Consider the following 20,982-nt stretch of genomic DNA (forward strand, 5'->3'; position numbering starts at 1 on the left):
TCGCTGCTATACCTGCCTTCGAATGAGGAGACATCATCGTGCATGAGCAACACGACCTCAATATCTCAGTGCGCACCTTCTGGCGTACACATGGCCGCAAATACCTACGCGAGTTTCATATCGATCTCTTTGAACTAGGAATTGTCTCAAAAAGCTGGGTGACGGCGGGACTGCGCCTAATAAGTCAATCGTCCCTTGAGGAGCCTATCCCCCGCGACTATTTATGGTGCATCGTCGAATGCATCAAATTACTAGCAGCAGATTCGAACGCTTCAGGCTTGATCAACTTGAAATCTGAGGAGATAAGCTCGCTGGAGCTAAGAGACCTGTTCACAATTCTGGATGATGCTCTGCTCAGAAGTCCCAATAACACGGCCGAAGTCAAAAAAAAATTCTCATATAGCTTTCGAAGCTTCCCTTTCCGTTACGGCTTGGTCGATCAAAAGCATATCAACAGAGACTCTGTTCGATACAAATCAAAAATTGGGAGATTGAAATCCCTCCCAAGAGAGCTCCTAAACGACACCCCCAAGAACAATATCATTCACTTCGAGCCTATGGGGGCCATTAGCCATGAAAACTACCAAGACCTCGTTGAAAAAACTCTAAAAAAATTAAACGGCGACTTACAAACTATTATAGATGCTTGCCTTGCTGACATTAGAGCTGCTGACGAGCTTCGCCAGAAGATTCGAGATGCTGAAAGCTCACCAACACCAGAAACCTACATAAAAATAATTGAACGGTTCGTCGTCAAACACTGTACTACTTCGTACGATCATAGATCGTATGAGTCCATACCACTTAAGCACAAACTCCCAAGCTATCTAATAGCATTAAACAACAAAAAACTTTTCAATGCCGGCACCTCATGGAGAAGCTATAAGTTAAGCAAGCTGCTCAACGATACGCTTGTGAGTATTCCTCCAGGTTTCCCCCCCTTACAAATCATGGCACTTTCACAACGCGCGTGCACAATTGAAATTCAAGCCATATTCATTCTTCTTCTTTGCCGTACCGGGTGGAACAAGTCTTCACTGTACAACATGGAGTTGGGTATGATCACCAAGGACGAGATCGATGAACACTATGAACTTCAAGGCTACAAAAGCAAAACAGATGATCTTACCCCACCCGTCTTCATTGACAGGCGTGAATTTTACTATCACGACGCAGTAACCATGTTGCTATGGAACCACTCCCAACTAATTAAACTGGGGCACATCGCACCAACCGAGCAACGTTTGTGGTTTACATGGACTGGAGGCTCAACACCTTACACGGAGCAAACTGTAGTTATACAAATGGCCACAGCGAGCTTCGCATCAAGACACAACATATTCAATTTTTCATACGAGCAAATACGCACTCAAGTGGGAAATATTGCAAGCTGCTCATTGAAGAGCATAAACGAAGCTCAAATAATTTACGGACACAAGAACATAGCCACAACCGGTCACTATTTAGACCAACTACTTAACCACAAACTACTTTCATCTATGAATCTAGAGTTTCAAAGGCGACTGGAGAAAAAAATCCTATTCAACATGAACCAGTCGCTTTCGAAAAGCCTGATCCCGATAGGGGATGGAGCATTATGTTCAAACCCAATAGACCATCCATTTAAGGAGATACAAGGCGAAGGCGACTGCAGGGCAGAATATTGTCACAGCGGGGACGGCTGTATTAACAGAGTAATTCTGATCAATGAAGAAAGAATCGCTGAACTTATTAGAACCCGCAACTTCTTTCACAGCAACTGGAAAGACCTACACGCTGAAAACCAAGAAAACTTCAAGGCCCGAATAGCACCTCGCATCGTTTTCAATAGTGCTCTCTATGAATTCATCAAAGCTTCCGCTTACGGCCACATATTAAAAAAAATAGAAGGAATGATTGACAATGAGCGATAAGACTGCGGCCGATTCCCTTGAGCTTATTTCAGCACTTAAGCTTCACAGCGATCTGACCATAACGATTAACGGCTTTCTGAGAATAAGGCGATGCGATGCTAGACATGACGAGGTTGGCTATCGGGAGATTGATCTAAAACGCTTTCAGCTTCCTATAAACTCTGTTGATGACGCTCCGCAGAAGCTGATCAACCAACCCCAGATGCTGATTCCAGCTTTACATGCTATTAGTGAGTACTCCAGTATCACTTCAGACTCAAAAAGCAAGGCAAACCGAATAGCCTTTATGTTTTATAACATCATAAAATTTCTAGAGTACTTATGGCTGAATGATATATATAAACTTAGCCAAACACCACCATCTCTAATTTCCGGCCTTCCAAAGGTTCTGGCGTTTGGGGGCTGGCATAGCGCTCTGAAAATCTCCGACAGGCTCAACTCCTTCCTAGAAACAATAGACGATCCCCTACACCCTTTGTTCAACTCTACAAACTGGAAAGTGAGTCTAAGCAGCGCTGGATTGCAGCTTGCCATTGGCACCAACATAGCAAATAAGGAGACTGCTTACTACTTCGACCAAGTTCAGCAGTTCAGAGAAACAAAAGGTTGGATTCACTCTGAATACACAATACCCCCCACAATATTTCCTGCCCTGAACTACAGCAGTTTGAGACAGACCTTAGAGTCGATAAACTTCCTTTTTTTTGTTCCAGAAGACCTTCGCCTCGCCTCCATCCCGTTTCCAGATTATGTGAGGATCGCAAAAAAACTAACGACCTCTCCTGGAAGGACTAAGAACATTGATAGCCATGGTGCTGGAAAGCTGATGGAGAAGTCGCTAGCCCTCATATACAAACGAAGCGAAGCGATATTAGGTTTGCTGAGTAACGCCATCAAGATACTTAGCGACAACTCCGACCACGACAAAAAATTCAAAATAATAACTAACTACGTAAAAGACGCGGAACTATTCGATCTAATCGAGCACAAGAATCAGGAACAGAGGCCAATCAAAGTAATCGACCTTAATAATTTGCTTAGAGACTTAATTACCGCCTGCTTTCTTTGCATTGCAGTATTCAACGCTCGTCGCAGGGATGAAATACTTCATCCAAAACTGGGTCTCTACCTCGGTTGCTGCACTACATACAACTCAGACCTCAGAATATATGAAATGATGTTTTACATCGAAAAATCACGCAAAGACTATGCGCCATTCTATGTAGGCGACGCCACTCAGAAGGCAGTCGAAACGTTGGAGAAACTTCAACTTATCTTCTCAAAAAAAGATCATTGCAGCCACAGTTGCGGGACGATGACTGACCGTCACCTTGCATTATTTCGATATAAAACACTAACGCATCGCGGCCCCGCCGAAAAATTCACAAACTATAATTTTGAAGCCTACGAAGGTGGACAAGCCCACCACTTCGTTACGCATCTAAATTTAGCAATAGACGCCACCCCTCATATGTTTAGACGACTCTACTGCACAATATTCATGAATCAGCATGAGTACCCACATCTTCCAGCTCTTTCCCATCAATTGCAGCATGACAGTTTAGCCACCACCCAGATCTATATCACCAGCCCAGTCTCTCAAAATGAAGCCGCTTTTTTAAGCCGCGTCTATGACTGGAAAATAGATGATTACAAAACAAGTCACCAACAACACAACGAGGAAATCTCTATTCAAATGGCAGATACCACAAAAGAGAAGTTCTCAGAGATCATCTATTCAATTCTTTCGAAAAAAAGTTCATCTGGAGGTTATTCGAAACTCATCCTAACTCTCTACAAACGCCTATATCGTGTAGTTAAATTCGATGCGTTAGATGACAAAGACAGAATCGAATCTTTTATAACAAAGTTAGCCGCACGCGGCCACTCCCCCACACCGTTCAAGCATGCACATTGCCTGTCTGAAAACATCAAAATCAGATCGCCCTCTAAATGCTACAACAAAGCTGACAATCAGCTGCACAAGGAAAACGCATCTCCGGCTCTTTGCAAGAACTGCCCCTACTCTTGGACATCACCAGAGCATGTCCTCACCTTAGAATCGGCTCACAGAAAAAAGATAATCGCGCTGAATAGTTTTGAAGGCGATTCAATCATACGAAGGGCATTAGAAACAGAGATAAAAAATCTGCAAGCGGTATTGATTTATCACAAAGACAACATGGAGCCTCTCTGATGAAAGCGGCTGAGGCCAACCAAAAAAGAGCACTGAAAAATATTCTTTCCAAGATAACAGCTCTCCGCGCCATCACCACGCATGAGAGCCTAAAAAACGAACGTGAGTATTATCCTAAAACGATCAGGCAATTCAACATGTGGAATGCCAGCCAAAACTCGATGCAGTTTTGCGAAAAATTCCCAAGCCTAGACACTAACGCCAACGCGACACTGAATAAATATCCAAATTTGATAGTTGAGATTAAATCAATTTTCGAATCAGCGAAACTCGAGGTAATAGAGAAAACCCAGAACAATAAGACTTCTAAGCTACTGGCAAAAATCCAAGCTCAACAAAACTATATCAAAACTCTCGAGGAGTATACAGCCGCCCAGAAGATCCAATTAATTCTGACAAAAGAAAAACTAACTGAAGAAATAGCACGCCTCAACAGAATCATTGAGCGGCTAACACCCTCGTCCAAAGGGGACTAAAATGCCTATACGAATCCGCTGGCAGCTCAATGAAGGATTCCACATTCCCATCCCATACAACATAGAACGCAACATCATCCAGACAGAGATCATAGATTACGCAATTTTCTTGGAGCGCCAGGAAAACCTTAGCCACCAATACATTAAAAATGAGTTATTTCATCTATCAGTATTCGAAAACTTTGCAAGCAACCAAAGTATTGAGCTGATTGACATCACCAACACACTAGTTAGGGATTTCCGCGACAACGACTACAACCGATTGTTGAGTACAGGAATGTCATCAAGCAAGAGTATAAAATCAGTAGTCAACCTACGACTTCGTAGAATCTACCACTTTTACACATGGATGCAGACCTATAGTAACCTGCGTAATCTAATCGGCCGATACGATTGTCAGATACACTCTTCATTTCCTGAATATTTCTTACGACGAACAGTGGATCATCGAGACAAGGAATTGTTTCCCCTTTGCTTTCGTAATATAGGCAGTGCCAGCAAGCATACCACGAAGTACGAAGCATCAGAAAAAAACAGGCAAGCCCTAGAAAATGTTTTCCTAGATCACCCTAACCCCTATATCGGCCAGCGCAACTCACTAATTTTAGAAATTGCAAACCTTACTGGCTTCCGAAGATCATCCATTAACTCACTATTATGCTCACAGTTTTCAGACGATCTAATTAACACCGCAGAAGATGACTTTATTTTAGTCTCACCTTCTCACCAGAAGTACGGATACACCTTGAGTTTTAGAGTCCCGATACTTCTTGCCTATCGCATAAACCACTTTATCAACACATTCCGTAAAGACCTACTGCAGGCCATTAACACAAATAACTCTACAACACAAGATCGAATATTTCTGTCGGCACGAACAGGTAAACCTCTAAACAACCAGACAATATCCGAGATATTCCACGACGCAATAGCTAAGTTAAACATAAAGCAAACGCGTGTAGGCATTCACTCTCTCAGACGAAAATTCACAAATGATCGTATCACAGAAGAAATTCTTACACGCGCAGAACTGGGACTGGATACTTCAACAACATCAATTGAATCTTCCTTATCGTTGCTACTTGGACAAACTTCTCCCGCCTCGGTCCGCCCATATATTTCGAGACGCCAAATTTTGGAAATTGAAAGAGCCAGAGAGATAAGGAAGCAGAATATGGAGTCTCTACGAAACGAAAATGCATCGCTACGGGCCGAGCTATTACGGCTCAGAGCTGAAATCACCTTATTGAAAAATGACTCCAGCGCTCTCTGAGCGCGGCCCGGCCTCTTCACCTTTAGAAGGTACTGATGCGCTCCTTTGAATCACCCCAGATTCTCTAGATGAATCGCCCCGGATTCTCTAGACACCTTGCAAGCTCTTCCGGCTGGCACTCAACCGGACTGACTTAAACACCCGCCCCGGCGAGCCGGGGCCAGTGACGAGAGATGAAGAGCGTATCCCGGGATTAGCTCACTTTATCAAAGAGCTTCGGCACGTCACCGGAGAAGTCGACCCACAGGTTGGTGTTGAGTAACTCCGAGTGGGGCACGCTGGCTTCTTCAAAGCGAATGGTGAAGCTCTCAGGACCATGGGCGTAAGCGACGATGATGCCCTGCATTGGCTCCATATAGCCGGCGTGCATGCCAATCCCTGGGTAGCTGAGACGTACAGCTGGACCTTCCGGATTGATTTCCATCACGGTCAGGCGCGCCAGGACACCATCAGGCAGTACGAACATCCAGGTGAAAGCACCGCCAGACACTACAGTCATGACTTCATCGATACCTGCGCCATCGTCAGAAGTATTCACGTGCATACGGCCGTAGCGATTGAGGGCCCAGGTCCGCATGTCAGGCGTCAGGGTTTTCATGTCGTAGATCTTCGGATAAGGCGCGGTATCACCTTCACGAGTCCCGAGAAAGCCGCCACGATGAACTTCAGGGGTACGGCCGGCCAGTTGAATCTGCTCCAACAGGTTTTCGCGATTCATACTGAAGATCTCGAGAAGCTTGTTCTGCTCTTTTTCGGTAGTCGCGCGGGCCAGAGAGGCTTTCAGAATCGGCTTGGCCTCCTCAGGAATCGCAACAGTGCTGGCCCGCACACCCACGCTGCGCAGGATCGCATTGACGCTTTCGATACCTTCAACGTTTGGACGGCCATCGCTGAATTGGAGTTTTACGAAGTTCATCTTTATTTCTCCTTCTGAGTTACGTCTGATTTCAAGCGGCGGACAGTGCCCGCCTCGGGGGTTGAGAACTACAAACTACTTGACGCTTTGAACTGAGGTGGCAGAGGGCGTCGGAGCCCCGGCGCCCTGCACCAGGAAGACACCGCCCAGGATCAGAACCACTCCAGCGATCTTGGCGAGGTTGATCGGCTTAGTGGTAAGCCCCATCAACCCGAAGTGATCTACCAGGACGGAGGCGATGATCTGGCCGGCAACGACCAGCAGTAGGAATCCACCCGCCCCGAGTTTTGGGGTCAGTGCTGCTGCGCCGCCCACGTAGATCGCGCCCAAAACGCCACCGATCCACAACCACCAGGAACCTTGGAAGGCTTTGCCCAGATCCGGCGCGGGTATCCGCAGTACCAGCAGAGCAGCAATGACAACCACGGAGCTCACGACCAAAGAGGTCAGCGCGCCCCAGAGGGGGTACCCCAGCGCTTTGCCTACGGCAGCGTTGCTTGCTGCTTGGAACGGCAGGACCACGCCTGCCAGGAAGGCTAGGCCAACGGGAATCAACGCCAGAATTGCTGTCTTGCTGAACATCTTTTGCTCCCTCTGCGATTGCAGTGATTGGATGAGCAATGATGTTTCATACGGATTTCATATGGAAATCGAACATATGCACGCCATACATTCGTATCACGAATGTAAATCGTGTTGAATTGAGTTAAAGCTTTGTGAGACTCGCTTTAATAGCAACGGGAGTTCGCATTGGTTTCTGGAACGCTTCCCTGGTAGTAAATGATGGATCCTACGGCCGTATTCGTCTGATGCTGATGTGCTCCCCTCCGCTGGCCCATAGGCCATTCGTGAAGTAGGGGACCTCATCAATATCGCCTGTTCTCTGGACGATGGCAGCGAGTGCTACGTCGGCTTGACGACACGGGATTCAAAAGGGGCGCTAGGGAAGTCATCTTCCGCAGCAACCTGACACGCGACTTCAATGTTTCCGTCACGCTACACAGAGTCAAGCTTCATTGCCGTTTACACCCCCCCCCCGCAAATAGCCCGGACATTCACTAGGAACTCGCGCATTTCGGAAGCAATTAAATTATTCGTCCAGCGAATGTAGTGCGTGCATTCAATCGATTTCCATTATTTATATCTATGAGCAAGGATAGATTCGAATTGGATACGCGCCGGAGAGCAGCAAGATATTGAGTAAGGCTGCAATTCTCGCCCTAGCTCCAGATGGCTTGGCGCTCCTTCAAGGAGTGGCTCTGATCCTGAACGGTGTCCTCCTTCTACAGAGCACCGATCACACCAAATATTTTCATCTTCAGTTGAAATGAAAAAATCGCGAGGACTGATCGGTGTCAGTGTTAGTTCGTATCAGCCTAATTTTGGCCTCAATTCTGACTTGCACAAACTCGATTGCCTCTGTTTCACACGATGAAGCTAGTGTTATCACGGATAGTCACTTGGATGTAGTGCTCCGTAACGCCTACATCAAACGAGATTACAAGAACCACAAGCCTGATAAGGCGGAATGGGGGCAAGCAGCTATCGCCACGCTCACGTCCGGCTTCACACCAGGGCTCGTGGGCATCGGTATTGATGCATTTGGTATCTTCGCTCAACGATTGGACGGTGGTCGAGGTCGTAGCGGTGCCGCTGGCATCGACTTCTTTGAACATGATCATGCAGGACGCGCAGCGCATAACCTGTCTAGTGGGGGAGCAGCCATCAAATTTCGCACCTCCCATACGGAAGTCGCAGTTGGTGATCAGATGCCGATGCTGCCTGTATTGACTCATGATTACGGTAGGCTTCTTCCTGAAAGCTACACCGGAGCCATGATCACATCGAAGGATATCGACAAGCTTGTTATTCACGCTGGTCGCTTTACCAGTCAACAACGCAAGAGCGCGGAAGGACGGGATAGCGGTGGTTTGAAATCCATCAATGTAATTGGCGCCTCTTATCACGCGTCAGAACGACTATCGGCCGAGCTATACGCCTCAGTTGTTCAAGCTGTGCTTAAGAAGCAGTATTTGGGCGCCAGATACATCTTACCTTTCACCGCTAACGACTCACTCATCTTTCACCTCCATGCCTATCGAACTGAGTTCGAACGTACCTACATCAACACAAATAGCTTGACCGGCAGTGATAATAAAATTTGGAGTGCTTCGACAATCTATAAGGCTGGTCCACACAGCATTACATTGGCTCATCAACGCTCAAGCGGCGATAGCAATTTAGGCTATTCATTTGGTGGATATCAGAAAGGTCAAGGTAGGTTAGGAGATGGCGGTAATACAGTTCATCTTGCAAATGTGTTTTGGTCTGACTTTAACGCAGAGGACGAACGAAGCTGGCAAATCGGATATGGACTTAACTTCGACTCGCTAGGTATGCCAGGCCTCACTTACAATACAGCCTATATACGTGGCGACGACATCTCCACTCGTTACAGTACAGATGGCTCCGAAAAGGAACTTTTCAATCAACTGCAGTATGTCGTACAAGGCGGCCTTGCAAAGAATTTCACCTTGAGAGTGCGAAGCTCAGCTTTACATGTGTCAAGAAAGTCCAGTGACTACAGTATAAGCGGCAACGAAATTCGTGTTCTCCTTGAGTACCCAATCCGATTTTTCTGATTTTAATTTTATAGCGCGCTTGATCTTCCACCGTTCGTTTTAAACCGGAGGTTACCATGGCGATCACCCTTCCCCCCCCTGCACTCTGATCTCATATTACTCATAGGCAGGGTTCTAGCTGCCAGCTTGTTTTTCACCAGCGGGACGCAGATGGTATTAAATTCTGATGCTACTATGAACTACATTATTTCGCACGGCCTACCTTGGGTAGAACTAGCCTATTGCAGCACCGTTGCAATATTGTTGCTTGGTAGCTTTTCTTTATTTATAGGCTGCGGTACGCGGATAGCGGCTTTGGCGCTGGGCCTATTTGTAATCACTGCAGCGATAGTCTTCCACCATGAAGTATCAATCCTACAAGAACGTCAGCTGTTCTTCTCCAACCTTGCCATCTCGGGAGGGCTCTTCTGTTTCATAACCACTGGAGCAGGCCGGCTTAGCATTGACTTCTGGATCAGTCATCGACTTAAGCCATGAGAAATGTTTTTGTCTAAGCCGTACTGGTAGTGGGCCCGTGAATCTCAATCAGCCTATTGCAAACATCTAGGTTGCTCGATCCCCAAACCGCGCCGCCCGGAGTTGAAGGGTAGCGTAATTCGTCTGGCTCATAATGATTATGGGGTTATTTGATTTCCATAACTCCCACTGACGCACGATGTTTGTGTTGCGAAACGAAAGTCAATTCACCGTCAAAGGAACAAATTATGAAATCTAAAGGTATTCTCATTTCCCCCTGGTGTCAGGATAGTTGTCGCCTCTCCGAATTTTCCTGAAAACACCAATCGGGGGGGCGGAAAGAGACTGTTCGTGCCGTACTATTCACCTGAACGCAAAGCCGCATTACTCAAGATGCTGCTTCCCCCGCTGAACCTGTCGATGGCCGAGGTTTCCCAGTGTGAAGGGGTCAGCGAAATGTCTTTGTCCAACTGGCGCAAGCAGGTCAGTTCTGAAGGAAACCCAGTGTCCGAAAACACCCCATCGGCCGAGAACTGGACAGCCGAAACCAAGTTTGCCGTCATCCTTGAAGCCGCCGGCCTTTCCGAGATTGAGCTGGGTGAGTACTGCCGTCGCAAGGGCCTGTACCCCGAGCAAATCAAGGCGTGGCGACAAGCTTTCATCAACGGCCAGAAGACGACCGCAGGACCATAGACATTTCCATCTCAGGAACCTGTACTTCAGAAGCTCGCTACTACTGGGCTTTCTACCGCGGTAATTACTACCCTCGGAAAGGCCGCTTCGCTGTCCAGCGCGCCCAACCTCCTGAAAGAAATTACTGAGCTCGATGATGCTGATAAGGTGTTGGCGCTGATGCGATTTTGATCCCAGCGGCTGATTTTGACTGACCCACATGCGGCCCTCGAAATCACCGGCAAGGCCATCATTTTTCAGTACTCGCGTGGGTCAATGAATTCCGGTAGTCTGGTTCAGAATCGCATCAGCGCCAACACCCAGCGCCTAATTCCAGCTTCGGAGTAATTGACCAGTCCGAGAATTCGACCTCTTCAAAGGCTGCTGCGCCTGAAGTCAAGGCAACAAGAAATGGAAAAACTGAAATGGTTTTTCTGAAATGCGAGCACATGGCGGTCTCTCGACTTATTGTAATTGTTCGGAGAGGTTGAAGACGCACCCACAACCTTTAATTGCAGGCACGACTTCAATTGTCGAAGGAGAGCAACCAATTCGGCAAGTAAACAAAACGGGGACCTCTACTTCTTGATAGTTCCAGAGGCATACATATCAGCAATGATGTGCCACTTCTCTCCGACGTTTTCCATACGAAAAGACTTTTCATATTAAATGGTACGGAATTCAGAATAGCAGGAGTCAAGCATGCACGTGACTTATTCGAACTGCGACCAGTTCGACTCCTGATTAAATGCGGTTACTGCTGCCTGCGGTAGGTATGGCGTCACCAGGCTGGGCGGTCATTCCGAGGGAGCCATTTTCATGCATCGCCGTGGCAACCTTGAATTAGCGGTCATCGATGTCGCTGAGACCAGGCTCAAGAGAGGGCAGATGGAAGTAAAAGGCGACGAGGGGGAATTTTATTTCCTCCTTGGTCACAGGCTGTGCGCAACGCCTGGCACCGACGATCAAGGAGTTGGGTTGCTCAGCCCTGCTTCCCAATTGGCAGGTTTGAGTGGTAGACGGCAGCCACCTGGCATCCACCGAAAAGCGCCTTGGGGCGTTACGCCAGGAGCGTGGGGCGGCTCGCCCCGGGTTCTCGGTCGTGGTCTACGACCCCGACTTGAATCAGGTCGTTGGCTTCCAACTATGCGAAGACGCCTACGCAAGCGAGCGAGTCTGCGTGTTGCCACTACAGGCCGATGCCAAGGCGAATCAGGTTTGGATCGCTGATCGGCTCTACTGCACGCTTCCTGTAGTGGAGGCCTGTGAGCAGGTGAAAACGCCATTTGTCATTCGCCAGCAAGCCAAGCACCCACGCCTGATTCAGGAGGGCGAGTGGCAAGCACCTGTGCCTGTTGCAACAGGTAGGGTGCGCGAGCAGACCATCGAAGTGAAGGGTGGACACCAGTGGCGACGTGTCAAACTGACACTCCATTCGCCAAACGATTCTGGTGACAGCCGCTTGATGTTCTGGAGCAATCTGCCCGAGAGCGTCAGTGCGCCGCAGATCGCAGATTTCTATCGCCGTCGATGGAACATTGAAGGAATGTTCCAGCGGCTGGAAGCGATCCTGGAAAGTGAAATTGAAACCCTCGGTAGTCCGCGAGCGGCCTTGCTCGGATTCACGACTGCCGTGCTGGCATACAACGTTCTAGCCTTGCTCAAACGCAGTGTCGAACAGGCTCACCGAGAGACTCTGCCTGAGCGCAGGGAGACTTCGATCTATCACCTGGCGATCCAGTTCCGAAGTGGATATGAGGGCATGCAATTGCTCTGCCCTCTGAATACCTGCCGGCTATTCCAATGGAAAAACTGGCTCAGCGCTTGCTGGAGCTGGCTAGAAATATCCACCCCAAGTAAGTCGCCAAAAGCCAACGAGGCCCCAAGGTGCCCAAGCCCAAGACATGGGTGCAAGGGACAGTGGTACATGCGCACGCTTCAACGGCCAGAGTCATCAAGGCGGCCAAAAAGAAAAGGCCTTGAAAGGGATAAGCTTAAAGGTCAGTCGCAGCCGGAACTGAACGAGCCAAAATTTAGGTGTTTCTGGAGCAATCTAGGATAGCTTTCCGGATCCACCTGTTCGCTGGATCAGCGTCTTTGCGAATATGCCACGCCTGCTGATACGACAGAATGGGGAGATTCAGTGGGGCATCAAACTTTCGAAGCGTTGGATACCTATCAAGACCGCTCACAGCCCAGCTCGCAACCGTAAGGATAAGATCTGTACCAGCAATAAGCTTGATTGCTGCGCTCCAGTGAGGAAGAGCCACTGCGATGCGTCGACGCACACCCATTTGAGATAGCACCCTTTCAATTTCATCATTGGCGTCCGGACGCATGGCGAGCATCACGTGAGGACGCTCCAGCCACTCTTCAAGCGTTAAGCTGCCGCATTCAGGTAGGGCATTTAGATCCGCCAGACTGACAAAATGTTCCGGAAAAAGCTCTTGTACTTGAATGCCCTCTAGATACTCAGGAAAGATGCCAAGGGCCACGTCCAGCTCGCCATCTGCAAGCTGCGCCATCATCGTCTCACGGCTTGCCTGGCTGATGGCCAAGTCCACTCCCGACGCTACACTTCGGACATGACGAACGAGGCTGGGCAATATTCGATGCGTAGCATAATCCGACAGCGAAAGCCTGAACCTAGCCGTGGATTTGCCGGGATCAAACTCTGAGGCGCCCAATAGATCATTGAGGTGCCTCAAGGCCTGTTCGAGGGGGGCTAGCAAACCTTGCGCCCTAGCGGTGAGTACCATTTTCCCGTCACGGCGAATCAGGAGCTGATCATCGAAGTGGTCGCGCAACTGAGCGAGCGCATGGCTGACTGCTGGCTGACTTTTGTGAAGCCGAACCGATGCACGTGTAACGTGCCGCTCTAACAGCAATGCATGAAGGGTCAACAATAGGTTCAGGTCGATTCTGCGTAGATCTTCCAGCATTGGCTCAGTCTGCATGGTTTTGAGGGGAGCGTATCAAACCATGCTAGATGATAACAGCGTCCCCCAATCACCAGGTTGGCAGCATCACGAACAATTCCCCGACCTGAGCAATCATCGAGCATCAGAGAATAATGCACTGTTATGAGTTGACTCGGCGGGAGCAATGAAGAGTCGATACTGGGCCAATAGTGAGGCTGCAACAAACTAGGCTGACCGTTCCCCACAGGTGGTCAAATCCATGCAACTAAACACCTGCCATTCAATCGCGATAATACTTATAGAGGGCTTCCACTGATCACCTAGCTATTAGGTGGGCTGGAGAATAGAGGAATTCGGAAAACTGTTTGCGAAATATTGGAAGGCGGAGAAACAGCTTTTTCAGGAGCGTGAAAGATAGCTGCAAGTTCATCTCAATGGATAAAAGCAACCAAAACCACTACCGTCACTGACCAAGCAAATGCTTCCGACTATCGAACTCTCGCACCATAAAGCATGAAAACGGTTAAATCATATAACTATATAATTTATAAAAAGATATTAAAATTTAACAGTTACGATGGTTCCAGAACTGATGTTCTGAGCCCTACAAAAAGTTAGATACATTAACATAAGCTCATACCATGGCTTATTTAAGGATATCGATTGTACTTAGAACTGCGTCGTCTGCGAGCGGAACCCAAGAATGATTTTCGGGAGCGCTTCGAGAATCGCTTTGTAGTGGCTGAGCAGTTATTCCTGGGAAAGCAGCACTTAGTACGGCGGAGCGATCAGCAAGTTGTTGTAACTGGCGCCCACAATCCACTTGACCTGCTCCAGTACTTCATGGGTGTAAGAGCCGTTGGCAGCGGCAAGCAGCGTACCGCGATCGCCGAACATTTCCTTGATGGTCGCCAGAATATGGAGGCGCTCTTCGTTGGTTCGGGAGTAGCATTCACCGGCGGAGCACTACCAACGCTATCGAAAACGAACTAACCCTATATCTAGCTAGTCCACAATGGGCTGACTTTCCCAAGCCCATCACATGGACGGTGAGAGCATCTGCAACCTGATCTGCGCTTGCGCGCTGCTGATCATCCTGGCAAACCGCGCCGGGATATGCGCGCTCACTTGCCCCGCCCTCACCACGCCAGGGTAGCGACAGACCACGACCTCTTGCTCCGCTTGTTTGAGCAGCAATGTCCACTGCACCGGGGTGCCATCGGCCCATTCGGCCTGTGCCCTGAACAGTGGCGAACCTTCGGCATAGCCGACATGAAAATCGCTCGGCATGGGGCCGCCGGGGAACGTACGTGCCTGCATGAATCCGAACATCGAATCATGCTGCATAAGGCTCTGCCGCGCATAAGGCCAGACGTGCTGGCGCAGGAAATACTGATCCGCGAAGTGCCGCGACTCGACACCGGCGCTGAAGAACGATTCCGTCAGCTGCTGCAATGGCGGTAGAGCACCGGCCACCACGCCCCACAACCCCGCCAACATCAGCTCGGTGTGGGTGGCGCTGTCGCGCATGCAGTGGAAGCGGCAATCGCTGTGCAGCCACTCCTCGACCGCCTCGGCTTCTCGGGCCGAAATCACCGAATCGGCATCCCGGAACAGCACCCGGTGCAAGCGCTCATCCTGCAAGGCGAGGAAGCGCCACATCGGGCCCGGCCAGCCGCGGGCCTGTTCATCGACCCGCATGACTTGCGCCCCCGCCGCTACCAACCTCTCAACCACGTTCGGCGGCACGCTATCGTCGATATAAAAACGGCACGTCCAGTGCGGGTAGATCTTCGGTTGCTCGATCACGTTGAGCACGGCCGTTTCGCAGTACTTGGAGTCGGCGCCGAACAACGAAAACGCGATGACGTTTCTATCCCTCGTCTGTGCCGAAGGCAAAGGCGGTATCGGCGGTGCCGCATGAGGTACGACGGGGGCCACGCCGAAACGCTGATCCCGCAGTTGCAGGGCCGTCAAACCGTACTTCGTCACCTCTTCCCACTGGCGTAAAGCACCATGACCATGGGACAAGGCGTCGAACAAGGCAAAACTGCGACCTCCGCGGGCCAGCGCCTGTTCGGCATAACCCACGGCCTGCTGCCAACGTTCAAGCTTCAAACAGTTGACCGCCGCATCAGTCCAGGCCTGGGTCAATCCAGGTGTAATGCGGATTGCCCGCTGACACACATTGAGCGCTTCCTCGTATCGCCCCTGCTTATGCAAAGCCTTGGCTTGCCTGCCAGCGGCTTCGATCAGTAGCTGCTGCGAGTTGCGGATAGGTGGAATACCGGATTTTCGAGTTTTTCTAGCCATGACAAAGTCCTCGCCGGGCCGACCCGAAGGCCGGCCCAGCGTGCTAATGATGTTGTATGGAACAGGCGGGGCTTAACGTTCGCGCAAGGCTTCGCGAGCCCTGTTAAGCGGCTTGACCAGGTATTCCCAAACCGTCTTGCCACCGGTATGGATGTCCACCGTGGAAATCATCCCCGGGAAGATCGGGAAGGCTTCGCCACTCTTGTTGAACAGCGAGTCGCTTTGGGTGCGGACAAAGACCCGGTAGTAATAGACATCGCGTTTGACATCGTCCTGGATGGTGTCCGGCGAGATGGTCACCACTTCGCCTTCCAGACCGCCGTAAATGGCGTAGTCATAGGCACTGATCTTCACCGTGGCGCGCTGCCCCGGATGCAGGAAGGCGACGTCCCGCGGCGAGATCCGCGCCTCCACCAGCAATTGATCCTCAATCGGCACGATCACCATCAGCCGGCCATTGGGTGGAACGACACCTCCCACGGTGTTGACCTCGATGTCTTTCACCACGCCGCGCACCGGCGACACTACCGTCAGGCGCGACAGCATGTCGGCACGCCCACGGGTCACCGATTGCTGGGCTTCGACTTCGCCATTGGCCTTGGCCAGCTCTTCGCGCGAGCGCACCAGGTATTGGGTGCGCGTATCGTTGGCCTTCATTTCCAGCTCGTTGGCCTGACGCTTGAGGCGCAGGACTTCGACGTTGCTGGCCGCGCCCATCTTGGCCAGGCGCTCGGTCATCGTCAGCTCGCGCCGGACCAGCGCCAGGGCTTCCTGAATACCCGCCAGGCTCTTGGCCAGGCTGTCTTTACGCGACTTGAACAGCGCCGTTTCCGAACGCACCAGGGCCGGGTCTTCCATGACGTAGTCGGGAAACGCCAGTTCGCTACCTTCCACTTCCGCGCGCAAGCGGCTGGCCGTGGCCAGGGCGGCGCGGGCCCGGGAGGAACTTTCGTCCACCGACGACTCGGAACGGGTGCGGTCCAGTTGCGCAAGCACTTGCCCGGCCTGCACCACGTCGCCTTCCTTGACGTTGAGTTGCGCCACGATCCCGCCTTCGAGGGATTGAATGACCTGCTCGCGCGAGCTGGGAATCACTTTCCCGGTGCCGCTGGAAACCTCGTCGAGGGTGAAGCAGTACGCCCAGACCAGCAGCAAGGCAAGGCCGGCGAAGGTCAGCCAGACGAACCACGACGCTCGCGGAAGCCGGCTGTGGGCTTCGAACAGGTCCGGACGGGTCAGGCTGAAGTTGATCGGGTTCAGGCGATCGGATGAGGGTAATTTGATGTTCATGAATCTCTCCCGTTCGGCGCTCAGGCGGCGGATGCTCGCGGCTTGCTCATCTGGCTGATGACGATGTGTTTGGTGTCGTCCAGGACGACCCGGCCCTTGTCCACGGCGATGATGCGGTCCACCCACTTCAGGACGGCCGGCCGGTGGGTGGCGACGATCAGCGTGCGGCCTTCGAGCCACGGCAGCAGCTTTTCAATCAGCTGCTGCTCGCTGAGTTCGTCGAGCCAGGCGGTCGGCTCGTCCAGCAGCAGCACGCGGGGGTTGCGGATCAGCGTGCGGGCCAGCAAGAGCATTTGCCGCTGACCGCCGGACAAGCCCTTGCCGCCTTCGCGGATCATGTGATCCAGGCCATCGGGCAACGACTGCACCCATGCCAGCGCGCCACTCAAGGTCAGTGCCTGGATGATCTCGTCGTCAGTGGCCATGGGCTTGCCCATGATGATGTTGTCGCGCAGCGAACCGAAGAACAGCGAGGCCTGCTGGCTGAGAAAACCCACGTCGCGGCGCACGTCATAGGGGTCGATCATCGACAGGTTCAGCGAGTCCAGCAGCACGTTGCCTTCCTGGGGCGCCTGCAAGCCGGACAACAGATGCAGCAGGGTCGACTTGCCGGCGCCGTTGCGGCCCAGGATCGCCACTTTCTCGCCGGCCTTGATCGTCAGGCCCGGAATCTCCAGCGCCGGCTGCTTCTGCTCCTGCTCGTAGCGGAATTTCACGCCCTCGAAGCGGTAGTCGCCGTGGATCACCGGACGGTGCAGCATCTTGCCGTGCAGGGGCTGGTCGACCGGGCGTTTCATCAATTCGTCCAGGCCTTCGCGGGCGACCTTGGCCTGCTGCCAGCGCGCCATGACGCCCGACAGTTGCGCCAGGGGCGCGATCATCCGCGACGACAGGATCGAGGCACCGATCAGGGCGCCGGTGGTCATGTCACCACTGATGACCATGAAGCAGCCCACCAGGATCACCAGCACATACACCAGCGATTGCAGCTCCTGGGTCCAGGTCATCAAGGCACCGGTGATGAAGCGCTGGCGCATGCTGATGTCGGCCGACACCTGGTTGAGGTGGTTCCACTGGGTCTGGAAGCGCTGCTCGGCACGCAACAGCTTGATGTCTTCGTTGCCCTGGACGGCCTCGATCAGCATCGCGTTGCGAAGCGAAGCCTCGCGCATGCCTTCCTTGGAGTACTTGGCCAACCAGCGCTGGGCCAGCAGGCCGGGAATGATCAGCAGCGGCAGGATCGCCAGCGGCACCAGGGCCATCATCCCGCCGACGTACCACAGCACACCGAGGAACAGGAAGAAGAACGGCAGGTCCGCCAAGGCATTCACGGTGGTAGAGGTGATCAGCTCGCGCACCTGCTCCAGCTCGCGGATCTGCGAAATGAAAGAGCCGGTGGATTTCGACTGGTCCTGGGTGCGGATGCGCAGCGCATGGCCAAAGACCCGGTCGGAAATCCGCAGGTCGGCGCGCTTGCCGATCTTGTCGGTCAAATGGGTGCGCGACAGGCGCATGCAGAACTCGAAAACGATCGCGATGACCACCCCGCCGAACAGCACCCACAGGGTCGGCTCGGACTGGGCGGGAATCACCCGGTCGTAGATCTGCATCGAGAACAGCATGGCGCCCAGGGCCAGGACGTTGGCGATCAGCGAGGCCAGCATCACATCGGAGTACCGCCGCCAGTCGTGCAGCGCCAGTTTCCAGAACCAGTTGGCCTCGAAGGGCTTGATGTAATCGTCGACCCGCGCATCGGGCGTCGACACTTCAGGGCGCAACAGCAAGACCCGTTGCACCCGGGCGCAGACTTCGGCCGCCGGCAAGGCCTGCAATACGCCCTGCTCGCCGCTCAGGCGCACGCCGACGAGCTGACCGTTGTCGACGCTTTCGATGACCCCGACCTGGCCGTTGTCGAACTCGGCCACCACCGGCAGCCGCCAGGGGTCCAGGACACCCTTGTCGAGTTTTTCGAAGCACAGCGACAGGCCCAGGTCGCGGGCCATTTGCTTGAGCTGCATGTCGGCCGGGTGGTCGGCTTGCCAGTCGAGCATGACGCGCACGCGCTCCGTCGAGGTTTCCAGCCGGTAATGCCGGGCCACTTGCAGCATGGCGTCCAGCCAGGGGTTCGCTACGTCCGCGGTAGAGTTTGCAGGGGCAACGGTTGAATGAGTGGTCATGACGAAGCTCCCATCAGGGCGAATACGTTACGCATATGGCCAGTGGCATTGATGTAGTTCACCTGGGCCAGCCAGAGGTCGTGGCGGGAGTTTTCCCGGTCGGTCTGGGCCTGAAAAATTTCCTGTTCGGCGTTCAACAGATCGAGCAAGGAGCGCGTACCGAGCGCCAGGTATTGCTGTTCGTACAGCGCACGGGTATCGACCATGCTCTTGTAGCGGTCACCCAGCACCTTGATCCGGCTCGACAGCCCGGCCATTTGCTCTTGCAGGCGGAACCAGGAATTCTGCGCCTCGAGCTTGCGGGTATGGATGCGCTCTTCGGCGGCACGGACCGCCTGGCCCGCCCCGCGAATCCGCGCCGACGGCGCGCCGCCGTCGAACAGGCTGTGCTTGACGCTGACAGTCAGGGTGTAGGCGTACTCGTCCCGGCCTGTAGGGACATTGCCCAGGTACTTGTCGACGCCCGCATCCAGGGACACGGTCGGCTTGGCATTGGCCTTGGCCTGGCTAGCCTGCGCCTGGGCGACACTCCATTCGGCCTCGGCCTGCTGCACGCCAACGGTCATTTCCAGATCGGGATCAATGGTTGCCAGGGCCTGGAGCAAACGGCTCTCGGGCACCGCGATGTCATTGAGTGGATCCTGGCCAATCAGGGTGCGCAGCTTGCTGCGTTGCTGGCTCAACTGAGTCTGGCTGGCGAGCAAGGAGGCTTCGGCCGCCTCGACCCGCGATTGCGCCTGGATCAGGTCGGCCTGGGTGCTGGCCCCTTCGCTGACCCGGCGCGCAGCCAGTTGTTGCAGTTTTTTCAGTTGCTCTTTCTGCGATTGCGCGGCTTTGACCAGCGCTTCGTAGCGACGCACCTCGATCACCGCCTCGGCGGCCTGCAGGGCAATGTCGTCGATCTCGCCCTGCCATTTGACTTGTTGCAGCACCACGTTGGATTCGGCCTCGGTGACCGCGCCACCGACCTTGCCGAAGTCGTACAGCATCTGGCTGGCGGTGAGCGACAGTGCCTGCCCGTTGCTGCCGAAACTCTGCCGACCGGAACTGATGCCCACGTCCACTTTCGGCAGGTAGCCGGCCCGGGCGACGTCGATGCCTTCACGGCGTTGTTCGAGGACCGAAGCCGCATCGCGGATCGATGGGTAACGGTTGACCGCCAGCGAGACGACTTGCCATAAGTCGTCAGCTTGCGCCGGAGCCAGGCTGGCCGAAGAGGCCGGCAGGTTTATGGCCTTGCCGTCCATTGCCGGCAAGCTGTCATAGGAAAAAGGATTGCGCTTGCCCGCGGCGCCTGGCTGCTGTGCTGCAGGTTGCGCGGGTGCCGATTGAGTCGGCCGCGAGGCTGGCGCAGCAGAAGTGCTCAGGGTTGCGCATTGCGGGTTGCAGACAATGCGTTTCTGCCCGGCGGGACGAGGTGAGGTATCGGCAACCACCTGTTCGGAAAAGCCCAGCAAGGCGATCGACGAGACAACGGTGATCAGGCCCGCTCTCCAATACTTGTGACTCATTTTTGGTAGACCTCCATGAAGCAAGGTCTTCATGGTAAGAACACCGCACCGCGGGATCTGTAGGGTAAACCCTAAAGCGAAAACGGCCCGATCGGCGAGCCGCTGGGCTCACCCGGGAACGCCCCCCTCCGCTCTCGGGGCAAAAAAAACGCAGACTCACGTCTGCGTTTTTCTCGAAGCTATTTTTTCTCGAAGCCATCCGCCCGCGCCCGGTCCATCGAGCGC

The 20,982-nt window shown here is 52.7% G+C and carries 14 protein-coding genes and 2 pseudogenes; 9 read left to right on the forward strand and 7 right to left on the reverse strand.

Annotated elements, in window-relative coordinates:
• Positions 1-38: 38 nt before the first annotated feature.
• Genes CXQ81_RS31135 through CXQ81_RS31140 form a run of 4 tightly spaced genes read left to right on the forward strand, consistent with a single transcriptional unit; the run spans position 39 to position 5,859 of the window.
• Positions 39-1,913: a hypothetical protein gene (locus CXQ81_RS31135; protein ID WP_157832266.1), complete on the forward strand. Its 1,875-nt coding sequence runs from the start codon at positions 39-41 to the stop codon at positions 1,911-1,913.
• Positions 1,903-4,110 carry a hypothetical protein gene (locus tag CXQ81_RS27085; RefSeq protein WP_101339028.1) on the forward strand — a complete coding sequence of 736 codons (2,208 nt, stop codon included), beginning with the start codon at positions 1,903-1,905 and terminating at the stop codon, positions 4,108-4,110. The genes CXQ81_RS31135 and CXQ81_RS27085 overlap by 11 nt, the downstream gene beginning before the upstream one ends.
• Positions 4,110-4,586 (forward strand): hypothetical protein, encoded by a 477-nt coding sequence (locus CXQ81_RS27090; RefSeq protein ID WP_101339029.1) that lies wholly within the window; start codon positions 4,110-4,112, stop codon positions 4,584-4,586. The genes CXQ81_RS27085 and CXQ81_RS27090 overlap by 1 nt, the downstream gene beginning before the upstream one ends.
• Position 4,587: 1 nt before the next feature.
• Positions 4,588-5,859: a hypothetical protein gene (locus tag CXQ81_RS31140; RefSeq protein ID WP_157832267.1), complete on the forward strand. Its 1,272-nt coding sequence runs from the start codon at positions 4,588-4,590 to the stop codon at positions 5,857-5,859.
• 193 nt (positions 5,860-6,052) lie between these two features.
• Here the strand turns inward: CXQ81_RS31140 and CXQ81_RS27095 are convergent, their stop codons facing one another.
• Positions 6,053-6,775: a hypothetical protein gene (locus tag CXQ81_RS27095; RefSeq protein WP_101339030.1), complete on the reverse strand. Its 723-nt coding sequence runs from the start codon at positions 6,773-6,775 to the stop codon at positions 6,053-6,055.
• 75 nt (positions 6,776-6,850) lie between these two features.
• Positions 6,851-7,357: a DMT family transporter gene (locus CXQ81_RS27100; protein ID WP_101339485.1), complete on the reverse strand. Its 507-nt coding sequence runs from the start codon at positions 7,355-7,357 to the stop codon at positions 6,851-6,853.
• 776 nt (positions 7,358-8,133) lie between these two features.
• Here CXQ81_RS27100 and CXQ81_RS27105 point away from each other — a divergent pair.
• From CXQ81_RS27105 to CXQ81_RS27120, 4 genes and pseudogenes are all read left to right on the forward strand, one after another.
• Positions 8,134-9,417, forward strand: a complete 1,284-nt coding sequence (locus tag CXQ81_RS27105) for an OprD family outer membrane porin (RefSeq protein ID WP_101339031.1) — start codon at positions 8,134-8,136, stop codon at positions 9,415-9,417.
• Between the two features lie 102 nt (positions 9,418-9,519).
• A complete protein-coding gene (locus CXQ81_RS31830; RefSeq protein WP_371860913.1) occupies positions 9,520-9,894 on the forward strand; it encodes a DoxX family protein in 375 nt (124 codons plus the stop codon).
• A gap of 372 nt (positions 9,895-10,266) precedes the next feature.
• Positions 10,267-10,551, forward strand: a pseudogene (locus CXQ81_RS27115) (IS3 family transposase); the annotation flags it as partial.
• 919 nt (positions 10,552-11,470) lie between these two features.
• Positions 11,471-12,528 (forward strand): annotated as a pseudogene (locus CXQ81_RS27120) (transposase); the annotation flags it as partial.
• 50 nt (positions 12,529-12,578) lie between these two features.
• Here CXQ81_RS27120 and CXQ81_RS27125 read toward each other — a convergent pair.
• The gene (locus CXQ81_RS27125; protein WP_101339486.1) at positions 12,579-13,484 is read right to left on the reverse strand and encodes a LysR family transcriptional regulator; all 906 of its coding nucleotides are present in this window, start codon (positions 13,482-13,484) and stop codon (positions 12,579-12,581) included.
• 645 nt (positions 13,485-14,129) lie between these two features.
• Between CXQ81_RS27125 and CXQ81_RS31145 the strand changes: the two genes are divergently transcribed.
• Positions 14,130-14,459, forward strand: a complete 330-nt coding sequence (locus tag CXQ81_RS31145; protein WP_157832269.1) for a hypothetical protein — start codon at positions 14,130-14,132, stop codon at positions 14,457-14,459.
• A 45-nt stretch (positions 14,460-14,504) separates the two neighbouring features.
• Here the strand turns inward: CXQ81_RS31145 and CXQ81_RS27130 are convergent, their stop codons facing one another.
• From CXQ81_RS27130 to CXQ81_RS27145, 4 genes are all read right to left on the reverse strand, one after another.
• Positions 14,505-15,779: a tetratricopeptide repeat protein gene (locus CXQ81_RS27130; protein ID WP_101339033.1), complete on the reverse strand. Its 1,275-nt coding sequence runs from the start codon at positions 15,777-15,779 to the stop codon at positions 14,505-14,507.
• 72 nt (positions 15,780-15,851) lie between these two features.
• Entirely contained in the window at positions 15,852-17,069 is a 1,218-nt protein-coding gene (locus CXQ81_RS27135) for an HlyD family efflux transporter periplasmic adaptor subunit (protein WP_101339034.1), read from the reverse strand.
• A gap of 20 nt (positions 17,070-17,089) precedes the next feature.
• Positions 17,090-19,246 (reverse strand): type I secretion system permease/ATPase, encoded by a 2,157-nt coding sequence (locus CXQ81_RS27140; protein ID WP_101339035.1) that lies wholly within the window; start codon positions 19,244-19,246, stop codon positions 17,090-17,092.
• Entirely contained in the window at positions 19,243-20,757 is a 1,515-nt protein-coding gene (locus tag CXQ81_RS27145; protein WP_101339036.1) for a TolC family outer membrane protein, read from the reverse strand. Before CXQ81_RS27145 ends, CXQ81_RS27140 begins: the two co-directional genes overlap by 4 nt.
• Between the last annotated feature and the right edge of the window lie 225 nt (positions 20,758-20,982).

The sequence above is a fragment of the Pseudomonas sp. 09C 129 genome, from assembly GCF_002843625.1.
Lineage (GTDB): Bacteria > Pseudomonadota > Gammaproteobacteria > Pseudomonadales > Pseudomonadaceae > Aquipseudomonas > Aquipseudomonas chlororaphis.

What these genes read in the sequence shown, in the direction of transcription:
- CXQ81_RS27085 (WP_101339028.1), top strand. Translation starts at nt 1,903, where the DNA reads ATGAGCGATAAGACTGCGGCCGATTCCCTTGAGCTTATTTCAGCACTT.
- CXQ81_RS27090 (WP_101339029.1), top strand. Translation starts at nt 4,110, where the DNA reads ATGAAAGCGGCTGAGGCCAACCAAAAAAGAGCACTGAAAAATATTCTT.
- CXQ81_RS31140 (WP_157832267.1), top strand. Translation starts at nt 4,588, where the DNA reads ATGCCTATACGAATCCGCTGGCAGCTCAATGAAGGATTCCACATTCCC.
- CXQ81_RS27095 (WP_101339030.1), bottom strand. Translation starts at nt 6,775, where the DNA reads ATGAACTTCGTAAAACTCCAATTCAGCGATGGCCGTCCAAACGTTGAA.
- CXQ81_RS27100 (WP_101339485.1), bottom strand. Translation starts at nt 7,357, where the DNA reads ATGTTCAGCAAGACAGCAATTCTGGCGTTGATTCCCGTTGGCCTAGCC.
- CXQ81_RS27130 (WP_101339033.1), bottom strand. Translation starts at nt 15,779, where the DNA reads ATGGCTAGAAAAACTCGAAAATCCGGTATTCCACCTATCCGCAACTCG.
- CXQ81_RS27135 (WP_101339034.1), bottom strand. Translation starts at nt 17,069, where the DNA reads ATGAACATCAAATTACCCTCATCCGATCGCCTGAACCCGATCAACTTC.
- CXQ81_RS27140 (WP_101339035.1), bottom strand. Translation starts at nt 19,246, where the DNA reads ATGACCACTCATTCAACCGTTGCCCCTGCAAACTCTACCGCGGACGTA.
- CXQ81_RS27145 (WP_101339036.1), bottom strand. Translation starts at nt 20,757, where the DNA reads ATGAGTCACAAGTATTGGAGAGCGGGCCTGATCACCGTTGTCTCGTCG.